Origin of the sequence: Ammoniphilus resinae, from assembly GCF_017873965.1 — a bacterium.
Classification (GTDB): Bacteria; Bacillota; Bacilli; order Aneurinibacillales; family RAOX-1; genus Ammoniphilus_A; species Ammoniphilus_A resinae.
Map to the genome: position 1 here is coordinate 397,787 of NZ_JAGGKT010000001.1, position 18,400 is coordinate 416,186.

Below are 18,400 nucleotides of genomic sequence, written 5' to 3' on the forward strand. Positions count from 1 at the left end.
ATAAAGGATTTGATCCTGTTCGTGAGATTTGTCACGTCTACTTATAAAAAACTCGGGTAGACTAGAATATAAATTAAAAGTAGTTGGGGTGGTAAGCATGCACATCCTGGTCATTGGCTTGAATTACAAAACGGCACCAGTTGAAATCCGAGAACGATTTGCCTTTAAAGAAGAACTAAAAGAATCGGCTGTCCAAACCTTAAAGGCAACGAGAAGTATTCAGGAGTGTGTTATTGTTGGCACCTGCAATCGGACGGAAATCTATGCTGTAGTTGACCAACTTCATACTGGCAGACATTACATCAAGACTTTTCTTGCTGGCTGGTTTGGGATTGCTAAAGAAGAATTTGTAGATTCCCTCTATATAAAGGAAGACGATCAAGCGATTCGGCACCTATTTCGGGTGGTATGCGGCTTGGATTCGATGGTTCTTGGGGAAACGCAAATTTTGGGCCAGATTAGAGAGGGTTTTCTTCTAAGTCAAGGACTTAAGGCAACCGGAACCATTTTCAATACGCTGTTTAAACAGGCCGTTACATTGGCGAAGCGAGCTCACTCAGAAACAGATATCGGTAAAAATGCCGTCTCTGTTAGTTATGCAGCGATTGAGCTAGGAAAGAAAATTTTTGGATATTTTGATGATAAAACGGTTGTGATCCTTGGGGCCGGAAAAATGGGCGAACTGACTGGAAAACATCTTCGAGCAAACGGTGTAAACCATGTGCTCGTGGTCAACCGCACGTTTGAGAGAGCGCAAAGCCTTGCTGAAAAATTGGACGGCAAAGCGTATATTATGGACGACTTATTTACGGCTTTGGTTAAGGCGGATATTGTCATAAGTTCCACAGGGGCAGAGGGATATGTGGTAACCAAGCAGGATATTCAGACGATCTCTCGCAAACGGAAGCATCGTCCCTTGTTTATGATCGATATTGCTGTGCCAAGAGACTTGGATCCGGCCATTAACGATCTAGATAATGTATACTTATATGATATCGATGACCTGGAAGGGATCGTCGAAGCCAACCTTCAAGAGCGGGCGAGAGAAGCAGAGAAAATTGGTGTTATGATCGGTGAAGAAGTAGGGATGTTTAAATCATGGCTGAATACCTTGGGCGTTGTCCCCTTGATTACAGCTCTTCGGGAAAAGTCGGTAGCCATTCAGGAAGAAGCTATGAAAAATATTGAAAATAAACTTCCGGAATTGAACGAGAAGCAATTGCGCTTAATTCGTAAATACTCCAAATCGATTGTCAACCAGATGCTCCATGATCCCCTTGTGAGGATGAAGGAAATGGCTGGTCAATCGAACGGGGAAGAAGCCTTGGAGTTATTCGTAAAGATCTTTGCTTTGGAAGAGGAAATGAAAAAACAAAAGGAAATAAAAGAAAGAGCTGAATCAGAGAAGACTGAATTGCGCTTTCCGACGTTAGGAGTCAGTGAAGCCCCTGTCCGCTCCTAATATAAGGGGGAAATAAGATGTGGATCCAAAGCTGGGTATTTGATGTTACCATTTACATCTATGCTGCTAGTGTACTTCTCTATTTTTCAGACTTTATGCAAAGCAACCGGAGGGTGAATCGTTCTGCCTTCTGGTTGCTTGCTGTGGTTTGGATATTACAAACGGCGTTTTTTGTGACGCAGATGGTTGCAAAGGATTATTTCCCTGTTTTAACCTTGTTCGAGACATTGTTTTTATACTCCTGGATTATAGTAAGTCTTTCATTAATTATTAACTATATATTTAAAATGCACTTGCTTGTCTTTTTTTCCAATATTATTGGTTTTGCAGTGATGGCAATTGCCTTGTTCGCGAATCCGAATGCAACACCTGCGCTGTCTTCACAGCTGACTTCTGAATTGCTTTTTATCCATATCAGTCTAGCATTTATCAGCTATGGTGCGCTTTCCATCTCGTCCGTTCTTTCTGGTATGTATTTATTGCAAAATAAATTGTTGAAAGAAAAAAAGTGGAATCCGCTATTATTAAAATTGCCAAGCTTGGGCATCTTGGAATTATATGCATACCGGCTGGCTATGATTGGTGTTCCGACACTACTTCTGGCCTTGATTTTAGGAATGATATGGGCTTATGTAGTTGTGAAGCACAGTGTATGGCTGGATCCTAAAGTCTTAATGTCCCTCGTTGTTATTTTTGGTTATGGGACTTATCTTTATCAGCGAATTACTGCCAGCTCTCAGGGAAAGAAGCTTGCAAGATTAAATGTTGTGGCTTTTACAACCATTCTACTGAATTACCTGGTATCAGGCTCCATCTCTTCTTTTCATCAATGGTTAAGGTAGAGACGAAAAAAATAGACATATAGATGGAGGATCCATATGAGAAAAATCATTGTAGGCTCTAGACAGAGTGAACTGGCGATGACGCAAACAAAATGGGTGATACAGGAGTTGAAAAACCTAGGTTTGCCTTATGAATTTGAAATCAAAAATATCGTCACCAAAGGCGATCAGATTCTAGATGTGACCTTATCCAAGGTTGGAGGAAAAGGTCTTTTTGTTAAGGAAATTGAACAAGCCCTATTAGATAAGGAAATTGATATGGCGGTTCATAGTATGAAAGATATGCCCGCTATTTTACCCCCGGGTTTAACGATTGGTGCCGTGCCCAAACGGGTAGATGTAAGGGATGTACTAATTAGCAAAAAAGGACAGACCTTAAACGAGCTCCCCGAAGGTGCAATCATCGGTACAAGTAGTCTTCGGCGTGGGGCGCAATTGCTTGCTTATCGACCAGATTTGCAGATGAAATGGATTCGAGGGAATATCGGTACAAGAATTCGTAAGTTAGAAGAAGAAGATTACGATGCGATTATTCTAGCTGCTGCTGGTTTGGAAAGAATGGATTGGAATGGGCAGATCAGCCAATTTCTCCCCGTCGAAATTAGTCTTCCGGCTGTTGGTCAAGGGGCATTAAGTATTGAATGCAGAGAAAACGATAAGGAGCTACTAGCGCTTCTTGAAAAAATTAATCATCCCGATACGGAAAAGGCTGTTCGGGCTGAGCGGGCCTTCTTAAGCACGTTGGAAGGGGGCTGTCAAGTTCCGATTGCTGCACACGGTGAAATCGGTGAAGATGGTTTATGTGTTCTTACTGGGCTTGTGGCTGATCCAAAGGGTAAACTTGTTTTAAAGGAAACACTTCAAGGACATGAAGCACAGGAACTTGGTCAAAAGCTTGGGAAATTACTTGTTGAAAAAGGAGCATCTGAGATTTTAGACCAAGTCCGTGAAGAGAATCATATATGACAGATAGACCGCTTCAGGGAAAAACAATTTTGGTCACACGGGCAAAAAGCCAGGCAGGTGAGATGACGGAGAAAATCAGGCAGCTGGGCGGAGAGGTTGTGGAGTTTCCTGTCATTCAGCTTTTACCTCCACGTGATTTAACCAAATTAGATCAAGTCATACACGATATCGAACATTATGATTGGATACTCTTTACTAGTGTCAATGGCGTCCACTTTTTTATGAAAAGGATGGAGGAATTAGGGGTGGAGATTTCATCCCTTCGTTCGCAGATCGGTGCGGTGGGACCTCGCACAGCTTCCGTCCTTGAAACGTATGGTTTACATGTAGACGTGGTTGCCAAGGAATATACAGCAGAAGGCCTTCTGCAGGAACTAGGCTCATCTATTCAAGTTGGAACAAGCCTGTTATTACCACGGGCGAATATTGCTCGAAAAGTATTGCCAGAGCAATTATTAGAATGGGGGATGCGGGTTGATGATGTCGTTGTCTATGAAACCGTACAGAACAGGGAAGGCATTGCAGCAATTCAAGCGGAATTAAAGCAAGGGAAAATCGATATAGTGACCTTCACCAGTTCTAGTACAGTGAAGAACTTCTGTGAAATGCTCGATATGGAGTCTGATCACGCTCTTCTTGATGGCATCAAAATTGCCTGTATTGGCCCTATTACCGCGCAGACAGCTCGTTCGCTAGGGTTAGAAGTTGACGGGATCGCGGAGAAATCTACGATTGAAGATTTGGTGAATTTGTTGGCGAGAATTTAAAGGAGGAATCACGATGTTTCAAAGACATAGAAGATTACGCAGCAGTGCAGCCATGCGGAATATGATTCGGGAGAATCAACTGCGTGTAGAAGATTTTATTTACCCGCTTTTTGTTGTTGAAGGTGAGGGAGTAAAAGAAGAGATTTCCTCGATGCCTGGTGTTTATCATTATTCATTGGATCTGCTGCGGGAAGAAATTGAGGAAGTGGTTTCGCTTGGTATCCAATCGGTTATGATGTTTGGGGTTCCTGAACATAAAGATGAGGTAGGGAGCGAGGCGTATAATGATAACGGAATCGTTCAACAGGCGATTCGCAAGGTAAAGGAATGGGCTCCACAGCTTGTTGTCATTGCTGATACCTGTTTATGCCAGTATACTGACCATGGTCATTGCGGAGTCATTTGTGATGGAGAGGTGGATAACGATCCTTCCTTGGAATTGTTAGTGAAAACAGCAGTTTCTCAAGCGAAAGCCGGTGCTGACGTGATAGCACCGTCAAATATGATGGACGGTTTTGTTGCTGCCATTCGACAGGGATTGGATGAAGCGGGTTTCAGCCAGATTCCTGTGATGTCTTATGCAGTAAAATATGCTTCTGCCTTTTATGGTCCTTTCCGCGAAGCCGCACATTCTACACCACAATTTGGGGATCGCAAAACTTATCAGATGGATCCAGCAAATAAGCGAGAAGCCTTACGCGAAGCAGCTTCCGATGTAGAGGAAGGGGCAGACTTTTTAATGGTTAAACCGGCTATGGCTTACATGGATATCATTAGCCTTGTTCGCGACAACTTTAATTTGCCCGTTGTTGCCTATAATGTTAGTGGTGAGTATGCAATGATTAAGGCAGCCGCCTTGAACGGTTGGATTGATGAGAGAGCGGTAACGTTAGAAATGCTAACTGGCTTTAAACGTGCTGGAGCAGATCTAATCCTTACTTATTTTTCAAAAGATGCTGCACGCTGGTTGAAAGAACAATAAAGCCCTAAAGGACCACTAAATGGTTTGCGAAGGAATGTACATTCGAGGTAGATCGCAAACCGCTAGTAGAAGCCCTCACCAGGACAACTAGATTACTTCTTTGCAAGGGGAGGATTCGACGTAGTACAGAAGTGAAAGAAGCAGGAGGCGTATTATGGGAAAAAGTCACAGGCAGTCTGAATTGTATTTTGATGAATCAAAGAAGTACATACCTGGTGGGGTAAATAGCCCTGTACGAGCTTTTCGCTCCGTTGGCATGTCTCCCTTATTTATAGAACGAGGGGCTGGCTCCAAAGTATATGATGTCGATGGAAATGAGTACATCGATTATGTGGGTTCCTGGGGGCCACTCATTTTGGGACATGCTCATCCGGTTGTCATCGAAGCCTTAAAAAAGGTGACAGAACACGGCACAAGTTTCGGAGCACCAACCAAAATTGAAACAGAAATGGCCAAGCTCGTTTGCGAAATTATCCCTGCGATGGAGATCGTGCGCATGGTGAACTCCGGTACAGAAGCGACGATGAGTGCTTTGCGTTTGGCACGCGGCTATACGAAACGGAATAAAATCCTCAAATTTGAAGGATGTTATCACGGACATGCGGATAGTTTGCTGATCAAGGCGGGTTCTGGGGTCGCTACTTTAGCTTTGCCAGACAGTCCAGGGGTGCCAAAGGATGTGGCAAGCCATACGATTACAGTTCCTTATAACGATTTGGAAGCGATCAAGCTAGCATTCGAACATTATGGCGATGATCTCGCAGCGGTAATTGTAGAGCCTGTTGCCGGGAACATGGGGGTCGTTCCACCTAAGGCGGGCTTCTTGGAAGGCTTAAGGAAAATAACGGAAGACTATGGCACATTGTTAATTTTTGATGAGGTTATGACAGGTTTCCGTGTGGATTATCATTGTGCACAGGCGAGATTTGGGATTACACCTGATCTAACCACCTTAGGAAAGGTCATCGGCGGTGGACTGCCAGTCGGGGCTTATGGTGGGAAAAAGGAAATCATGGAGCAGATTGCACCTGCTGGGCCGATCTATCAAGCGGGGACTCTTTCCGGAAATCCGCTTGCCATGACAGCTGGATACACCACCTTATTGGAGCTAGGAAAGCCTGGTGTCTATGAAGAACTTGAGCGTAAGTCCGCTCGTTTAGAAGCTGGGGTTCGTCAAAACTGTGAAGATCTTGGAATCCCACACTGGATTAACAGAGTAGGATCGATGGTTGGATTGTTCTTTACCGGCGAAGAGGTTATTAATTATGAAACAGCGAAGACAAGTGATACGGAGCGGTTTGCCCGTTATTTCCGAGCGATGATTGATGAAGGAGTATCCTTACCACCGTCACAATTTGAAGGAATGTTTGTCTCCACTGCACATACGGATGAGGATATTGAATTTACCATTGCAGCTAATCGGAAGGCACTGCAGCAACTATAAGTAGGAAGTCCTAGGAGCGTTAAGCTTTTAGGACTTCTTTTTTTAGTTCTATCATTCGCTATCAAACAATATATTTTAGGAGAGGTGACTTACGGAAAGGAGGATTTATATTCAATGAATAAAAATAGCTTGGGTACGTATCAATTCGATATCAAGGAAACGATTAAACTATCACAACAGCAAATTCCGATTGAGGAAATAGAAGAGATGGAAATTGTGCCGAATGTTGAAATTGAGCAAAGGGGCGAAGAAATAGAAATCACAGGTTCTCTCTATGTGTACGGGAGTTATCGCGGGAATAACGAAAATAAAATTTTGAGTGAAACCAATGATTTGCCTCACAGCTATGAAGAGTCGGTACAATTCACACCGCTTTCTGCGGATCGGGGGCCTTTTTCACCATTAACAAAGGAAGATAAACTTGAGCATCGTATACCGGTTAAGATCACTCTACCTAGTGGCAAAGTGCGGGATGTATCTGATGTTTATGCATATATTAACTCTTTTGACTATGATCTAATGTCGCAGCATCAAATTGAAATTATCGCCAGCCTGATCATCGGAGGTTTTGTTGAGAAGGAGGACGAGATGAAAAAGAAAACGATATTAGAGGAACAATTGGAATTTGTTCATATTGCGGGAGGGACGGGTGAATCCAAGCAAGAACCAACATTGGAGGAACGTCTGGCAGCAATCGAAGACCAGGTCCCAAAAATTGCGGAGCCAACCCCGGCAGAAGAAGAGCGCATTCAACTATCTTCTGAAAAGATAGAACAGGTACAGGCTATGGAAGCAATGGAGAATGAACGCCCTATTGCACCAATTGAAAAAGAAGTGAAAGTAGAAGCGGCACCAGAAGTCAGAGATGAACCAAAAGTCAGCGCAATAGAAGTAAGAAATGAATTGGAAGCGAACGCCGAATCAGAAGTCAGTGAGGAACCAGAAATAGCGGATACACCAGAGATAAAAGCAGAAGAAAAAGCAGAAGAAAAAGGAGAGAGACAGGAAGAGGAAGAAAATGATCTCGAATCAAGGACGCCGCTTGATAATGTCATTGCTCTGCCGAATCTGGGGCAGGCGCCTGAAGAGAATGTTGAAGTGATCTCAGAAATGGAAGAGGATATCCGAGTGGCAATCACGGGGAAGGGAACAAAGCAGGATCGGGAAGAAATCACCTCTCTATCTTCCATCTTTTCACGTAGACCGGTTCGGGAAGAAGTAGAACAAACTCCGAATCTCGAACGCTCGGAGGATGCTGCAGAAGATGAAGAAGAAAAAGAAGAACACCTTTACCTAACCAATTTTATGGAAAGCAATCAAGAACAGTTTACAAAGCTCAAATTATGTATTGTACAAAAAGATGAGACGATTGAAGAAATCGCTGAACGGTATAGAATACAGGCTGAATCGATCTTAAGAGCTAACCAGGCTGTAAGGACTCAAATTAGTCAGGGTCAAATATTATACATTCCTGTGAAGGGGTGAACAGTTTGAAAATCTCCTTGGATCAGTTGAAAAAGATGATGGCTGCCTATAGATTGAAAGTTCTTCGAGTGCAAACTCTCGAGGATGGCTATTTGGTTGAAACGAACAAGGGGAAAAAAAGAGTTACCGTTTGGAATCAGTCTGCTCAATTAAAATGGTCTAATGCTTGGCGGGAACAAATGAGTGCGCTTGGTCACCAGGCCGTAGAGAAGTTTATACCGAATATGAACAAAAAAAAATATATTCGCTACCAAGGCAAATATTTTGTTTTAAGTCATATTCCCGAGGGGCGTAAGCCAAATGTTTCCGATTACTGGGATTGTGAATCAACAGGACGTGTATATGCGCAGTATCACCATGCCTTGGAAGGAATAGAACCCAAAACAACACTTGTTAACCATACTCCTTTTTCGGATGATTTTTTTATTCAAGGGAGTAAGTGGATAAAAGAAGGGATTCAGGCAATTGAGCATAAGGAGCATCCCACATTAATTGATGAGCTAATCTACGCAAACCTTCCTTTGCTTTACCAGAGATTTCGCCGAGCTTATCAACTGTGGGAGGGTGTCAAAGACTCTGTTTTTTCCTTACCACTTTCCTATGCTTCCTTTCAGTTGGACCAATTAACGGAAACGGATCAAGGATGGCATGTAAGCGGGGGGTATAATCAGCCGTTGGTCACGCTACACCACGATACAGTTCATCTCCTTCGCAATATTTATGAGAAGAGCGACTGGAAAGAAGAGGCTGTACTTTCCTTCTTGAAAGGGTATGAAGAGGAACGAAAATTAAGTGATACGGAATTAATTTATATTTTGTTTCAATTGGCAGTCCCCGTTGAAGTATGGACTTATTTTAACCAATACATGCAAAAAGGCGAGATTACGCCGGATGAAGCCGAGAAGATGGTTGATGCAATACGCAAACAGAGGCATTGGGATCATTTGGCAGCTAGGTTTGGAAGATACATAGATGAAAATAATCGTCAAAAAATACCATTTCAATAAAGATACATGTACAGAAAAAAAGGAAAGGGGAAATAACCTTCTCTCTTTCCTTCTCTTATTGTTCCTCAAAAAAATCTCCAGTTAAAACCAATCCAATTCCAACCCAACATAAACTAGGGCAATGATTATTAACAGGACTACGTCTATTGAAGTGGGTAGCAGTAGTGTTCGAACTAATTGGAAAATCCCGAGCGGAAGAACAAGCTGTCTAAATCCGGCCTTTATTTTAATGTATGTCGAATGATATTTAAAACGATTCACGGTCTAACCCATCCTTTCCAGGCTTTACTGTTTATATCATATGAAACAATCGAACTGGGCGTTCAACCATAATTTCATTAAGGAGCTTCAGCGATGCAATACGATGATGGTTTGTATTGGGGCATGATTGCCCAACAGTTCAACTTGCACAAAATGAGTCAGCTGGTTCATCTTCTTGCCAGTCAATGGGCTAAAGAACAATTAAGCAGGGTCTTTATTGGTTACGATACAAGATTTCAGGCTGAATTACACGCCAAACGATGCAGCGAGATTTTGGCTGCCCATCGAATTCCGGTGACGTTGGCGAAGGAAGCAACCCCACTAGGTGCAATTTTACATGCAGCCACAAAAGTGGAAAAAGCGATCGGTTTAATGGTAACGGGAGGTGCTAGGGCTGTGGAATATAATGGTCTTCGCATATTGCCTGCCGGTTTTAAAGGGGTAGACTTGAACCAAAGGGACGTAAAATATCGCCTAGTGGACTTTCAGGTGGCAGAATCAAATGGATGGATACAGCAAACCTCTCTGCGCGATGATTATTTAAATTATCTTCGTCAAACAGTAGATATCGAAAGGATCAAAAAGGGGAAGTTATCCATTGTTTTTGATTCCATGTACGGGTCGGCACAAGGGCTAGCTGCAAAGCTATTTTATTCAGATCAAGAGAAATTTAAGGAGATACATTTTACAGAGCATGCCATGTTCGGCGGTCTTTGCCCTTCTCCAAGCAGAGAAAATTTGACGGATTTATTGACAGCCGTCGTCCAGCAGGGGGGAACGTCCATTGGAATTGCCTGGGATGCAGAAGGGAGGACATGGTCCTATTATAATCCATATCGTAACCGAGTTGTTTGTGGAGCGGATGTCCGACCGATAATTGACCAATATGTGAAAACAAAGAACAGGGAGGTAGCTCCCGAAATAATCCGAATGGATGGTGTGGTAAGTTCCCTGTTGTTCCTTGAATCACTTGTTTAATGAAGTGAACCTTTAGAATTCATAAGATTTCGTTGGTTAAGGAGCGAAACTCTTGTCTATGATGATATTAATTGATAAAATGAAAATCAGTTTGATAGGTACAAGACATGGAATGGGAAGAGTAAGCAGTGAAACCATGAAGAGAGAGGAATCCAAGGCTGGAAGATTCCTTTGGATATAAGCTGCTGAAGGTAGCCCGGGAGTTGCCCTTTTGAAATAGAAGTAGGAAGGGACGGAACCTGTCCGTTATCAGGTGAAGTGAACAAAAACTGGGCAATGCTGTTTTTGTTAACAAAGGTGGTACCGCGAGTAACTTCTTCGTCCTTTGGATGGAAGAGGTTTTTTATTTTTAAGCAAAAATTTATACCCAGGAGGAATTTGCATGGCAGACACAATGAAAGAAATGCCTACAAAGTATGATCCGAAGGAAGCTGAAGCAAAATGGTATCCTTATTGGTTGGAAGGGAAATTTTTCAATGCGGAACGAAATGCTGAAAAAACGCCCTTTACCATTGTCATTCCCCCACCCAATGTAACAGGAAATTTGCATATTGGACATGCCTTAAATAATACACTTCAAGATATCCTGATCCGTTCCAAGCGGATGCAGGGCTATGATGCTTTGTGGCTACCAGGTATGGACCATGCCGGGATTGCAACCCAAGCACGGGTAGAAGGTAGGTTGAAAGAAGAGGGGATATCCCGATATGATTTAGGCCGGGAAAAATTCGTGGAAAAAGTTTGGGAATGGAAAGATAAATACGCAGAGATCATTCGCAGGCAATGGTCGAAAATGGGCCTTTCTCTCGATTACTCTAGAGAGAGATTCACACTTGATGAGGGACTATCAAAGGCTGTTCGCGAAGTTTTTGTTCGACTTTATGAAAAAGGCTTAATCTATCGCGGTAAATATATTATTAACTGGGATCCAGAGACTCGAACTGCACTTTCCGATATTGAAGTCGAATATAAAGAATTAAAAGGTGCACTCTATCATCTTCGATATCCGCTCAAGGATGGGACAGGCTATATCGAAGTGGCTACCACACGGCCAGAAACGATGCTTGGTGATACAGCCGTTGCCGTTCACCCGAAAGATGAACGGTATCAGAAGTTGATCGGAAAAACTGTTGTCCTGCCGATTATTGGACGAGAAATTCCAATTGTTGCGGATGATTACGTTGATCGGGAATTTGGAAGCGGGGCAGTAAAGATCACCCCTGCACACGACCCGAACGACTTTGAACTAGGAAGAAGACATAATCTAGAGCAGATTCTAGTCATGGATGAAGCAGGAAAAATGAACGAGAATGCCGGCGCGTACCAGGGAATGGATCGTTTTGCATGCCGCAAACAGATCGTTAAGGATCTTCAGGATCAGGGAGTATGCTTTAAAATTGAGGAGCATATCCATCAGGTTGGCCATAGTGAACGGAGTGGGGCAGTCGTTGAACCCTATCTGTCTACCCAATGGTTTGTCAAAATGGGACCATTAGCAGAAGAGGCTATCAATAAACAAAAAAGTGAAGAGCGAGTAGCTTTTGTTCCCGATCGTTTTGAAAAAATTTATTTGCACTGGATTGAAAATATTCGTGATTGGTGTATTTCCCGTCAATTATGGTGGGGACATCGGATTCCTGCCTGGTATTGCGGTTCTTGTGGGGAAATGACCGTTTCTAGGGAAGATATTACAACTTGTCCGCATTGTGACAGTACGGAGTTAAAACAAGACAATGATGTCCTGGACACCTGGTTCAGTTCAGCACTTTGGCCTTTCTCCACGCTTGGATGGCCTGAGGAAACAGAGGACATGAAGCATTTCTATCCTACGGATGTTTTGGTTACCGGTTATGATATTATCTTTTTCTGGGTAGCCCGGATGATTTTTACGGGCCTTGAGTTTACTGGTGAAAACCCATTTAAGAATGTATTAATCACCGGACTTGTTCGTGATGCGGAAGGTCGCAAGATGTCCAAATCGCTAGGCAACGGAGTAGATCCAATGGAGGTCATCGATCAATACGGGGCAGACGCTATGCGCTTCATGCTGGCTACAGGGAATACCCCGGGAAATGACCAACGTTTCCGTTGGGAACGGGTAGAATCTGCACGGAACTTTGCTAATAAAATTTGGAATGCCTCCCGTTTTGCTTTGATGAACCTGGAAGGATTCACGGCTGCAGACATCGATTTATCCGGTAACTTAGGTACTACAGATAAGTGGATCTTAACCCGTTTAAATGAAACCATTGCCGATGTGACCCGTCTTCTTGATCAATTTGAATTTGGTGAAGCTGGACGTTCCCTAAATAACTTTATTTGGGATGATTTATGCGATTGGTACATTGAAATGGCAAAACCACATCTGTATGGAGAAAATGCAGAAGCAAAGAAAACGACACAATCCGTCCTATGCCATGTATTGGATCAAACCCTTCGTTTGCTTCATCCATATATGCCATTTATCACAGAAGAGATTTGGCAGCATCTGCCGCAAAGTGGAGCAAGCATTACAGTAGCACCTTGGCCAATAGTGGATGAGACCCATCATTACCCTGAATCTGTGAAACAGATGGGGCTGTTAATGGAAGTCATTCGCAGTGTCCGTAATATCCGGGCAGAAATGAATGTACCGTTAAGCAAAAAAGTAGAGTTAATGATTAAACCAACAAATGAAGAAGCCTATAGCTTATTATCCCAGGGTGAAGAATATATTGAACGCTTTTGCAATCCGCAGAAACTGGAGATTTCACTTAGTCTTGGGGTTCCTGACAAGGTCGTTTCCGCTGTTGTAACAGGGGCAGAAATTTATCTGCCGTTGGCTGGATTAATTGATATTGATAAGGAAATTGCCCGTCTGGAGAAAGATGCTGAGCATTTAAAAAATGAAGTAGAAAGAGTAAACAAAAAATTGGTGAATCAAGGATTTGTCGCCAAAGCTCCAGCCCACGTGGTTGAAGAGGAACGGGCTAAAGGCAAAGACTATCAAGAAAAGCTGGAAAAAATCCAGGTCAGAATCCAAGAATTAAAGAACTAAGAATTAAAAAATTAAGGGAAAAGAACGAATAGAAAAGCTTCCCCGAAGCTTTTCTATTCATTACTTATCGTTTAAAGTCATATATTGTTTAGGAATGAGTTAGAAGTGAGGTTTACAAAATGATTGCATTTGATACAGCAATGAATTGGTTAGAGGGGTTACAGAAATTTGGGATTAAGCCAGGCTTGGAAAGAATGGAATGGATGTTGGAAAAGTTAAGTCATCCCGAGCGCCGCTTGAAATTTGTTCACATTGCCGGTACCAATGGCAAAGGGTCTACTGTGGCTTTTCTGACTAGTGTTCTACGGGAAGCTGGCTATGAGATTGGAACCTATACATCTCCAGCCATGGGTAACGTAACAAACCGTATACAGTGGAATGGAAAGGACATTCCGGACGATCAATTCGCCAATTTTATTGAAAGATTGATTCCACTTGCTGAAGAACTCGAAAGAACAGAATGGGGACCTCTTACAGAGTTTGAAACGACAACCCTGATTGCCATTCTTTATTTTGCCGAAGAGGTTTTTCCGGACCTAGTCATTTGGGAAACGGGTTTGGGAGGTCTCAATGATTGTACAAATGTTGTTGTTCCAATCGTTTCTGCAATTACAAACATCGGCTTTGATCATACGCAAATATTAGGGGAAACAAAAAGGGAAATTGCTATGCAGAAGGCTGGCATAATTAAAAATGGATTTCCTACTATTACCACAGAAGAAGATCCTGAAGCTTTGGAAGTGATCGAGACAACTGCGGTAAGAAAAAAATCCCCAATCTATAGATTAAATAAAGATTTCCGTATCGTACGTAAATCTACTGACCCAGATAAGCAGATAGAAATGCTTGATTTCTATAGTCCATATACAGATTATCACGATTTGCAGATCCCTCTGTTAGGGGAACATCAGGTGAAAAATGCAGGATTAGCGATCATGGTTTTATTGGTTATGCGGGAGTTTTATGCTGTCTATTTTGAATCCGAGGATTTGCTGGAAGGGTTAAAAAAGACAATTTGGCCGGGGAGATTTGAAATCATAAAAGAGGATCCCTTGCTTATTTTGGATGGTGCGCATAATCTGGAAGGAATAGAAGCATTATCGAAAGTCCTAAGCGAACGGTTTGCACACCAGAAGCCTAGACTTCTGTTTGCAGCGCTTGAAGATAAAGATGTGCAAGGAATGATCCAGCGACTTTCCACGGTGGTTAGCCAGGTAATTGTGACCAAGGCAGAGCACCCCCGGGCTACGGAGTTAGAAAATTTAGAGATGTGGTTTCGAGATGCCAACTCGCAACTTGAGATCCTCCCCATAGAAGATTGGCGGAAGGCGGTTTCTACATGGCAAAGTGAAGCCGCAAAGGGGGATATCTTGCTAGCAACAGGGTCGCTTTACTTTATTTCCGACCTGCGCAAGGAACTTGGCGGAAAGCAAGCTGCCTGCTTCGATTTAAAGGAAGGGACTGGTGAATAAATTGACAGCAAAAACCGAACATATACATTTCATCGGGATTGGCGGCTATGGTATGAGCGCCATTGCCAGAGTCTTGGTTGACATGGGGCTTAAGGTTACGGGATCTGATGTTGCCCGTAAAGAGTTGACGGATAAGCTCGTTTCAAGAGGGGCTACAGTTTTTATTGGACACGAGGCAAAACATGTTCGGGGCGCAGATGTTGTGGTGTACTCTACAGATATTCCGAAGGATAATGTAGAATTGGTAGAGGCAGGGAATTTACAAATTCCTTTAATACACCGCTCCGAAATGCTTGCCCGTATTTTAAACGAGCGTTCAGGAATAGCCGTATCTGGCGCCCATGGAAAAACAACGACCTCGTCAATGATTTCACTGGTCATGGAAAAAGCAGGGGCTGACCCGACCTACATTATTGGTGGAGAAATTATGGATATTGGAAGTAATGCCAGGGCTGGGAAAGGGCCATATGTTGTTGCGGAAGCAGACGAAAGCGATGGATCCTTTCTCCACTATCATCCTGAGATTGCCGTCGTTACCAATATTGAAGCAGATCACCTGGAAAATTATGATGGGGATTTTGAAAATTTAAAAAAGGCCTATCGGAAATTCCTGGGGAATATTAGAGAAAATGGTAAAGCTGTCCTTTGTTCTGATGATGAGTATCTGCAGGAAATGATTCCAGATTTAAAATGCGAATTCATTACCTATGGGATTGAGAAACCTGCTGATTTTTCTGCAGAAGAGATTATATACGGGGACCGGACGGTTTCTTTTACATTAAAAAAAGGAAAGACGAAGCTTGGAAGGTTGAACTTATCCGTTCCCGGACGTCATAATGTATTAAATGCTTTAGCTACAACGATTGTCTGCCTGGAAGCTGGTATTCCTTTCCCGCAGATTGCGGAGGCTATCCCTTATTTTCGTGGGGCGAAAAGGCGATTTCAAGTGATTGGTGAGGTCAATGATATTCTCGTGGTTGACGATTATGCCCATCATCCAACGGAAATTGAAGCGACGATTCAGGCTGCAAAGTCAACGAATCGAAGAATTGTTGCAGTATTTCAACCACAACGCTATACTCGAACATTTTTTCTATTAGATGCATTTAGCCGGGCATTTTCCGATGCTGACCATGTGGTCATTGCCGATATATATTCACCTGCTAATGACACCCGAATGGATGTAACAGCACAGCATTTGGTTGACTTAATAGAGAAGAACTCCAACCCCAACGTGGTTTATATGCCGACAAAAGAAGACGTTTACCAGTATTTGTTAGATACAGCAAAACGTGGGGATTTAATCATAACGATGGGAGCAGGTGATATCTGGAAGGTTGCGGAAAAGCTTGTTTCTCATTGGAAGGATCAGTAATGTGCTCAATTTAAAACAATGAACAACCGTCTAACATTTGTTAGCGGTTTTTTTCTGTCTTTTTTAGTTCTATTAATCTCTCATTTTCATATGATAACAATAAAAGGTCTTCAAAGGAGAGGTTAATCATGAACAAGGATAAGGCGAGAATCACAATCCGACTTGGACAAGCCGATCAAACTAAAAACACGCAGTCTATCCCTCCGATAAAGGAAAAGGAGCAAGATTCCTTACAGACCTTTGGTGAGTTGGACAACCCTTCACCAGATCCCCTGGCACACAAGGAAATTGCGGTAAGTAAGGAAACAACAAACGATGACCTAGAAATATACGGTCCTAAATATGTACCAAATTCATTGCCTACATCTGAAAAGAGAAGAGTTCCTTTTTCACAAAAGGTTCGAAAGAAGCGCTCAAATAAAATAAAAGGTACAAGTCCAAAAGGTTTAGGCAGTGCGGTGCTTTCTGTGTCTGGTGCGATTGCCCTTGGTCTGGTTTTTGGCTATGTGGTGCTAAATTTTTTTAATTCTAACACGGGTGTGACCCCTCATCAGCCCTCTACACCAAGTGCGGCAGCGCCGATGAGTCAGCAGCTACCAGAACAAGCAAAGGTTGAATCATCGGGCGGGCAGCAGCAACCTCCTGTCCAATTGGATGTGAACAGCAAAGAAGGTAAGAAAGTTTCTCTTCACCTCCCTGCGCAGAGTTTTCATATGATTCAAGGCGGTGTCTTTCAAAACAAAGAGAATGCCAAACCGATTTTAGATAAGATTGAAGCTAATGGATGGCCACATATTTTTCAAGGTGAAACACCACTTTATTTATTTTTAGGAGTAAGCTTGGATCGGAATCAAGCACTTGCCATTGCGAATCATTTTAAAGACCTTGATGTGTATATAAAGGAATACCCTTATTCCGAAAGAACCATTACCCTCCCTTTAAAAGCTGATACGAATGTAACGCAGGAGGAATGGGGTAATTGGTTTACCAAGGAATCAGAATTAATCACCGTTGTTGGAAAGGCTCTTAGTGAGGGGTTAAATGAGGGGGGGATTACCGCGGAAACCATGAAAGAAGTGGCAACCTCTCACCGAAGTTTTCTTGATCGTGGGAGGGAAATCATTAATAAATTACAACAACAGCAGGAACTGGGGAATCGATTCTTGAATGACTATAGCAAAGGCATCACGGCTTTGCAGAGATTTCAGAAGGAACCAGTTGAAGGATATTTGTGGCAAGCGGAGCAGGCCTTTTTGGATGCTTTTGGAAGCAAAGAGCAGTTTTTAACCTCGTTCAAATAGCTTAAAGGGAGTCGGGTTATGCCTGCTCCCTTTTCTTTCATGTTGTTTTCAGCCTGAAGAACAACTTGTCGAAAAAATCACCTTTTGCTAAACTGATTGTGCCTATGGGAAAATTTAGAATTTTTCTATCTGAGAGGAGCAACTGAATGAAAAACACCATTGTTTTTATTATCGTCCTGATTGTTGGACTTATTTTTGGGAGTATTATGGGGAAAATATTGGGACAATGGGTTCCTTTTCTTGGAACTGGAGAAGTGCTTACATGGGAACCTAAAGGGGATTTTGTAATATTTAAGTATGATTTCTTTCTCCAGGTTAAACTAAACCTTAGTGGAATCTTAGGTTTAGTTTTAGCGTATTGGCTCTACAAAAAGATTAAATAAAAAGCTTAAGGAGGCGGGAGATGGTTCTACCGGACAAGAGGCCGCTGATCTTGGCATCCTCATCACCAAGAAGGCAAGAGATCCTACGAAATTTAGGCCTAGATTTTTCTGTGAAGGTAAGCGGGGTAGATGAATCTTTTTCTGACGGACTAAAACCTGCGGAAATTGTCGAATTGTTGGCTGAAAGAAAGGTGGCCAGTGTAAGTGAAGAAGTTTCTGACGGCTTAGTGATAGGTTCAGATACCATCGTTGTTTTGAACAATCAAATCCTTGGGAAGCCCATAAACCTGGAGGATGCTTTCCGAATGCTAATGTCTTTACAAGGCAGCACCCATTCTGTTTTTAGTGGGCTGACAGTGATGGATGTTCGTACCGGACGGAAACTCACGGGACATGTGGAAACTAAGGTCACGATGCGAGGGCTAAGTGAATCGACAATAAAGAAGTACATTGCAACTGGTGAACCTTCAGATAAAGCGGGGGCTTACGCAATCCAGGGTTTTGGAGCGATTTTTATTGAAAAGATTGAAGGCGATTATTTCTCTGTTGTTGGTTTGCCTATACGGTTATTAGCTGACTTTCTCAATGATTTTGGATACCCCATTCTTGAAATTGGACAAAGGTCTTAGCATTTTTAA

16 protein-coding genes and 1 other annotated feature are annotated in these 18,400 nt (G+C 42.6%); of the genes, 15 read left to right on the plus strand and 1 reads right to left on the minus strand.

Annotated elements, in window-relative coordinates; all coding sequences use genetic code 11:
• Positions 1 to 97: 97 nt before the first annotated feature.
• The 8 genes from hemA to J2Z37_RS01890 all read left to right on the plus strand — a co-directional run bounded on the left by hemA (position 98) and on the right by J2Z37_RS01890 (position 8,955).
• On the plus strand, positions 98 to 1,462 hold the full coding sequence (hemA, locus tag J2Z37_RS01855) for a glutamyl-tRNA reductase (protein WP_209808342.1): 1,365 nt from the start codon (positions 98 to 100) through the stop codon (positions 1,460 to 1,462).
• Positions 1,463 to 1,479: 17 nt separating this feature from the next.
• Entirely contained in the window at positions 1,480 to 2,304 is an 825-nt protein-coding gene (locus J2Z37_RS01860) for a cytochrome c biogenesis protein (protein WP_209808344.1), read from the plus strand.
• A gap of 36 nt (positions 2,305 to 2,340) precedes the next feature.
• Positions 2,341 to 3,270: a hydroxymethylbilane synthase gene (hemC, locus tag J2Z37_RS01865; RefSeq protein ID WP_209808346.1), complete on the plus strand. Its 930-nt coding sequence runs from the start codon at positions 2,341 to 2,343 to the stop codon at positions 3,268 to 3,270.
• A complete protein-coding gene (locus J2Z37_RS01870; protein WP_209808348.1) occupies positions 3,267 to 4,037 on the plus strand; it encodes a uroporphyrinogen-III synthase in 771 nt (256 codons plus the stop codon). Before hemC ends, J2Z37_RS01870 begins: the two co-directional genes overlap by 4 nt.
• 7 nt (positions 4,038 to 4,044) lie before the next feature.
• Entirely contained in the window at positions 4,045 to 5,019 is a 975-nt protein-coding gene (gene hemB / locus J2Z37_RS01875; RefSeq protein WP_342453776.1) for a porphobilinogen synthase, read from the plus strand.
• 154 nt (positions 5,020 to 5,173) lie between these two features.
• A complete protein-coding gene (gene hemL, locus J2Z37_RS01880) occupies positions 5,174 to 6,463 on the plus strand; it encodes a glutamate-1-semialdehyde 2,1-aminomutase (protein ID WP_209808352.1) in 1,290 nt (429 codons plus the stop codon).
• A 114-nt stretch (positions 6,464 to 6,577) separates the two neighbouring features.
• Positions 6,578 to 7,948 (plus strand): LysM peptidoglycan-binding domain-containing protein, encoded by a 1,371-nt coding sequence (locus J2Z37_RS01885; protein ID WP_209808354.1) that lies wholly within the window; start codon positions 6,578 to 6,580, stop codon positions 7,946 to 7,948.
• Positions 7,949 to 7,953: 5 nt separating this feature from the next.
• Positions 7,954 to 8,955 carry a protein kinase family protein gene (locus J2Z37_RS01890; RefSeq protein WP_209808356.1) on the plus strand — a complete coding sequence of 334 codons (1,002 nt, stop codon included), beginning with the start codon at positions 7,954 to 7,956 and terminating at the stop codon, positions 8,953 to 8,955.
• A gap of 81 nt (positions 8,956 to 9,036) precedes the next feature.
• Here the strand turns inward: J2Z37_RS01890 and J2Z37_RS01895 are convergent, their stop codons facing one another.
• Positions 9,037 to 9,216: a hypothetical protein gene (locus J2Z37_RS01895; protein WP_209808358.1), complete on the minus strand. Its 180-nt coding sequence runs from the start codon at positions 9,214 to 9,216 to the stop codon at positions 9,037 to 9,039.
• A 93-nt stretch (positions 9,217 to 9,309) separates the two neighbouring features.
• On the opposite strand from J2Z37_RS01895, the gene J2Z37_RS01900 reads away from it, so the two are divergent.
• The 7 genes from J2Z37_RS01900 (at position 9,310) to J2Z37_RS01930 (ending at position 18,391) form a co-directional block, all read left to right on the plus strand.
• Entirely contained in the window at positions 9,310 to 10,194 is an 885-nt protein-coding gene (locus J2Z37_RS01900; protein WP_209808360.1) for a phosphohexomutase domain-containing protein, read from the plus strand.
• Positions 10,195 to 10,293: 99 nt separating this feature from the next.
• Positions 10,294 to 10,523, plus strand: a binding site (T-box leader).
• 53 nt (positions 10,524 to 10,576) lie between these two features.
• On the plus strand, positions 10,577 to 13,231 hold the full coding sequence (locus J2Z37_RS01905; protein WP_209808363.1) for a valine--tRNA ligase: 2,655 nt from the start codon (positions 10,577 to 10,579) through the stop codon (positions 13,229 to 13,231).
• Positions 13,232 to 13,350: 119 nt separating this feature from the next.
• The gene (locus J2Z37_RS01910) at positions 13,351 to 14,703 is read left to right on the plus strand and encodes a bifunctional folylpolyglutamate synthase/dihydrofolate synthase (protein ID WP_209808365.1); all 1,353 of its coding nucleotides are present in this window, start codon (positions 13,351 to 13,353) and stop codon (positions 14,701 to 14,703) included.
• Positions 14,696 to 16,078 (plus strand): UDP-N-acetylmuramate--L-alanine ligase, encoded by a 1,383-nt coding sequence (gene murC / locus J2Z37_RS01915; protein WP_425340299.1) that lies wholly within the window; start codon positions 14,696 to 14,698, stop codon positions 16,076 to 16,078. Before J2Z37_RS01910 ends, murC begins: the two co-directional genes overlap by 8 nt.
• A 128-nt stretch (positions 16,079 to 16,206) precedes the next feature.
• Positions 16,207 to 17,379: a hypothetical protein gene (locus tag J2Z37_RS01920; protein ID WP_209808367.1), complete on the plus strand. Its 1,173-nt coding sequence runs from the start codon at positions 16,207 to 16,209 to the stop codon at positions 17,377 to 17,379.
• Positions 17,380 to 17,525: 146 nt separating this feature from the next.
• Complete coding sequence (locus J2Z37_RS01925) at positions 17,526 to 17,762, plus strand: DUF4321 domain-containing protein (protein WP_209808369.1); 237 nt, start codon at positions 17,526 to 17,528, stop codon at positions 17,760 to 17,762.
• Between the two features lie 20 nt (positions 17,763 to 17,782).
• Positions 17,783 to 18,391 carry a Maf family protein gene (locus J2Z37_RS01930; protein ID WP_209808370.1) on the plus strand — a complete coding sequence of 203 codons (609 nt, stop codon included), beginning with the start codon at positions 17,783 to 17,785 and terminating at the stop codon, positions 18,389 to 18,391.
• Positions 18,392 to 18,400 lie beyond the last annotated feature (9 nt).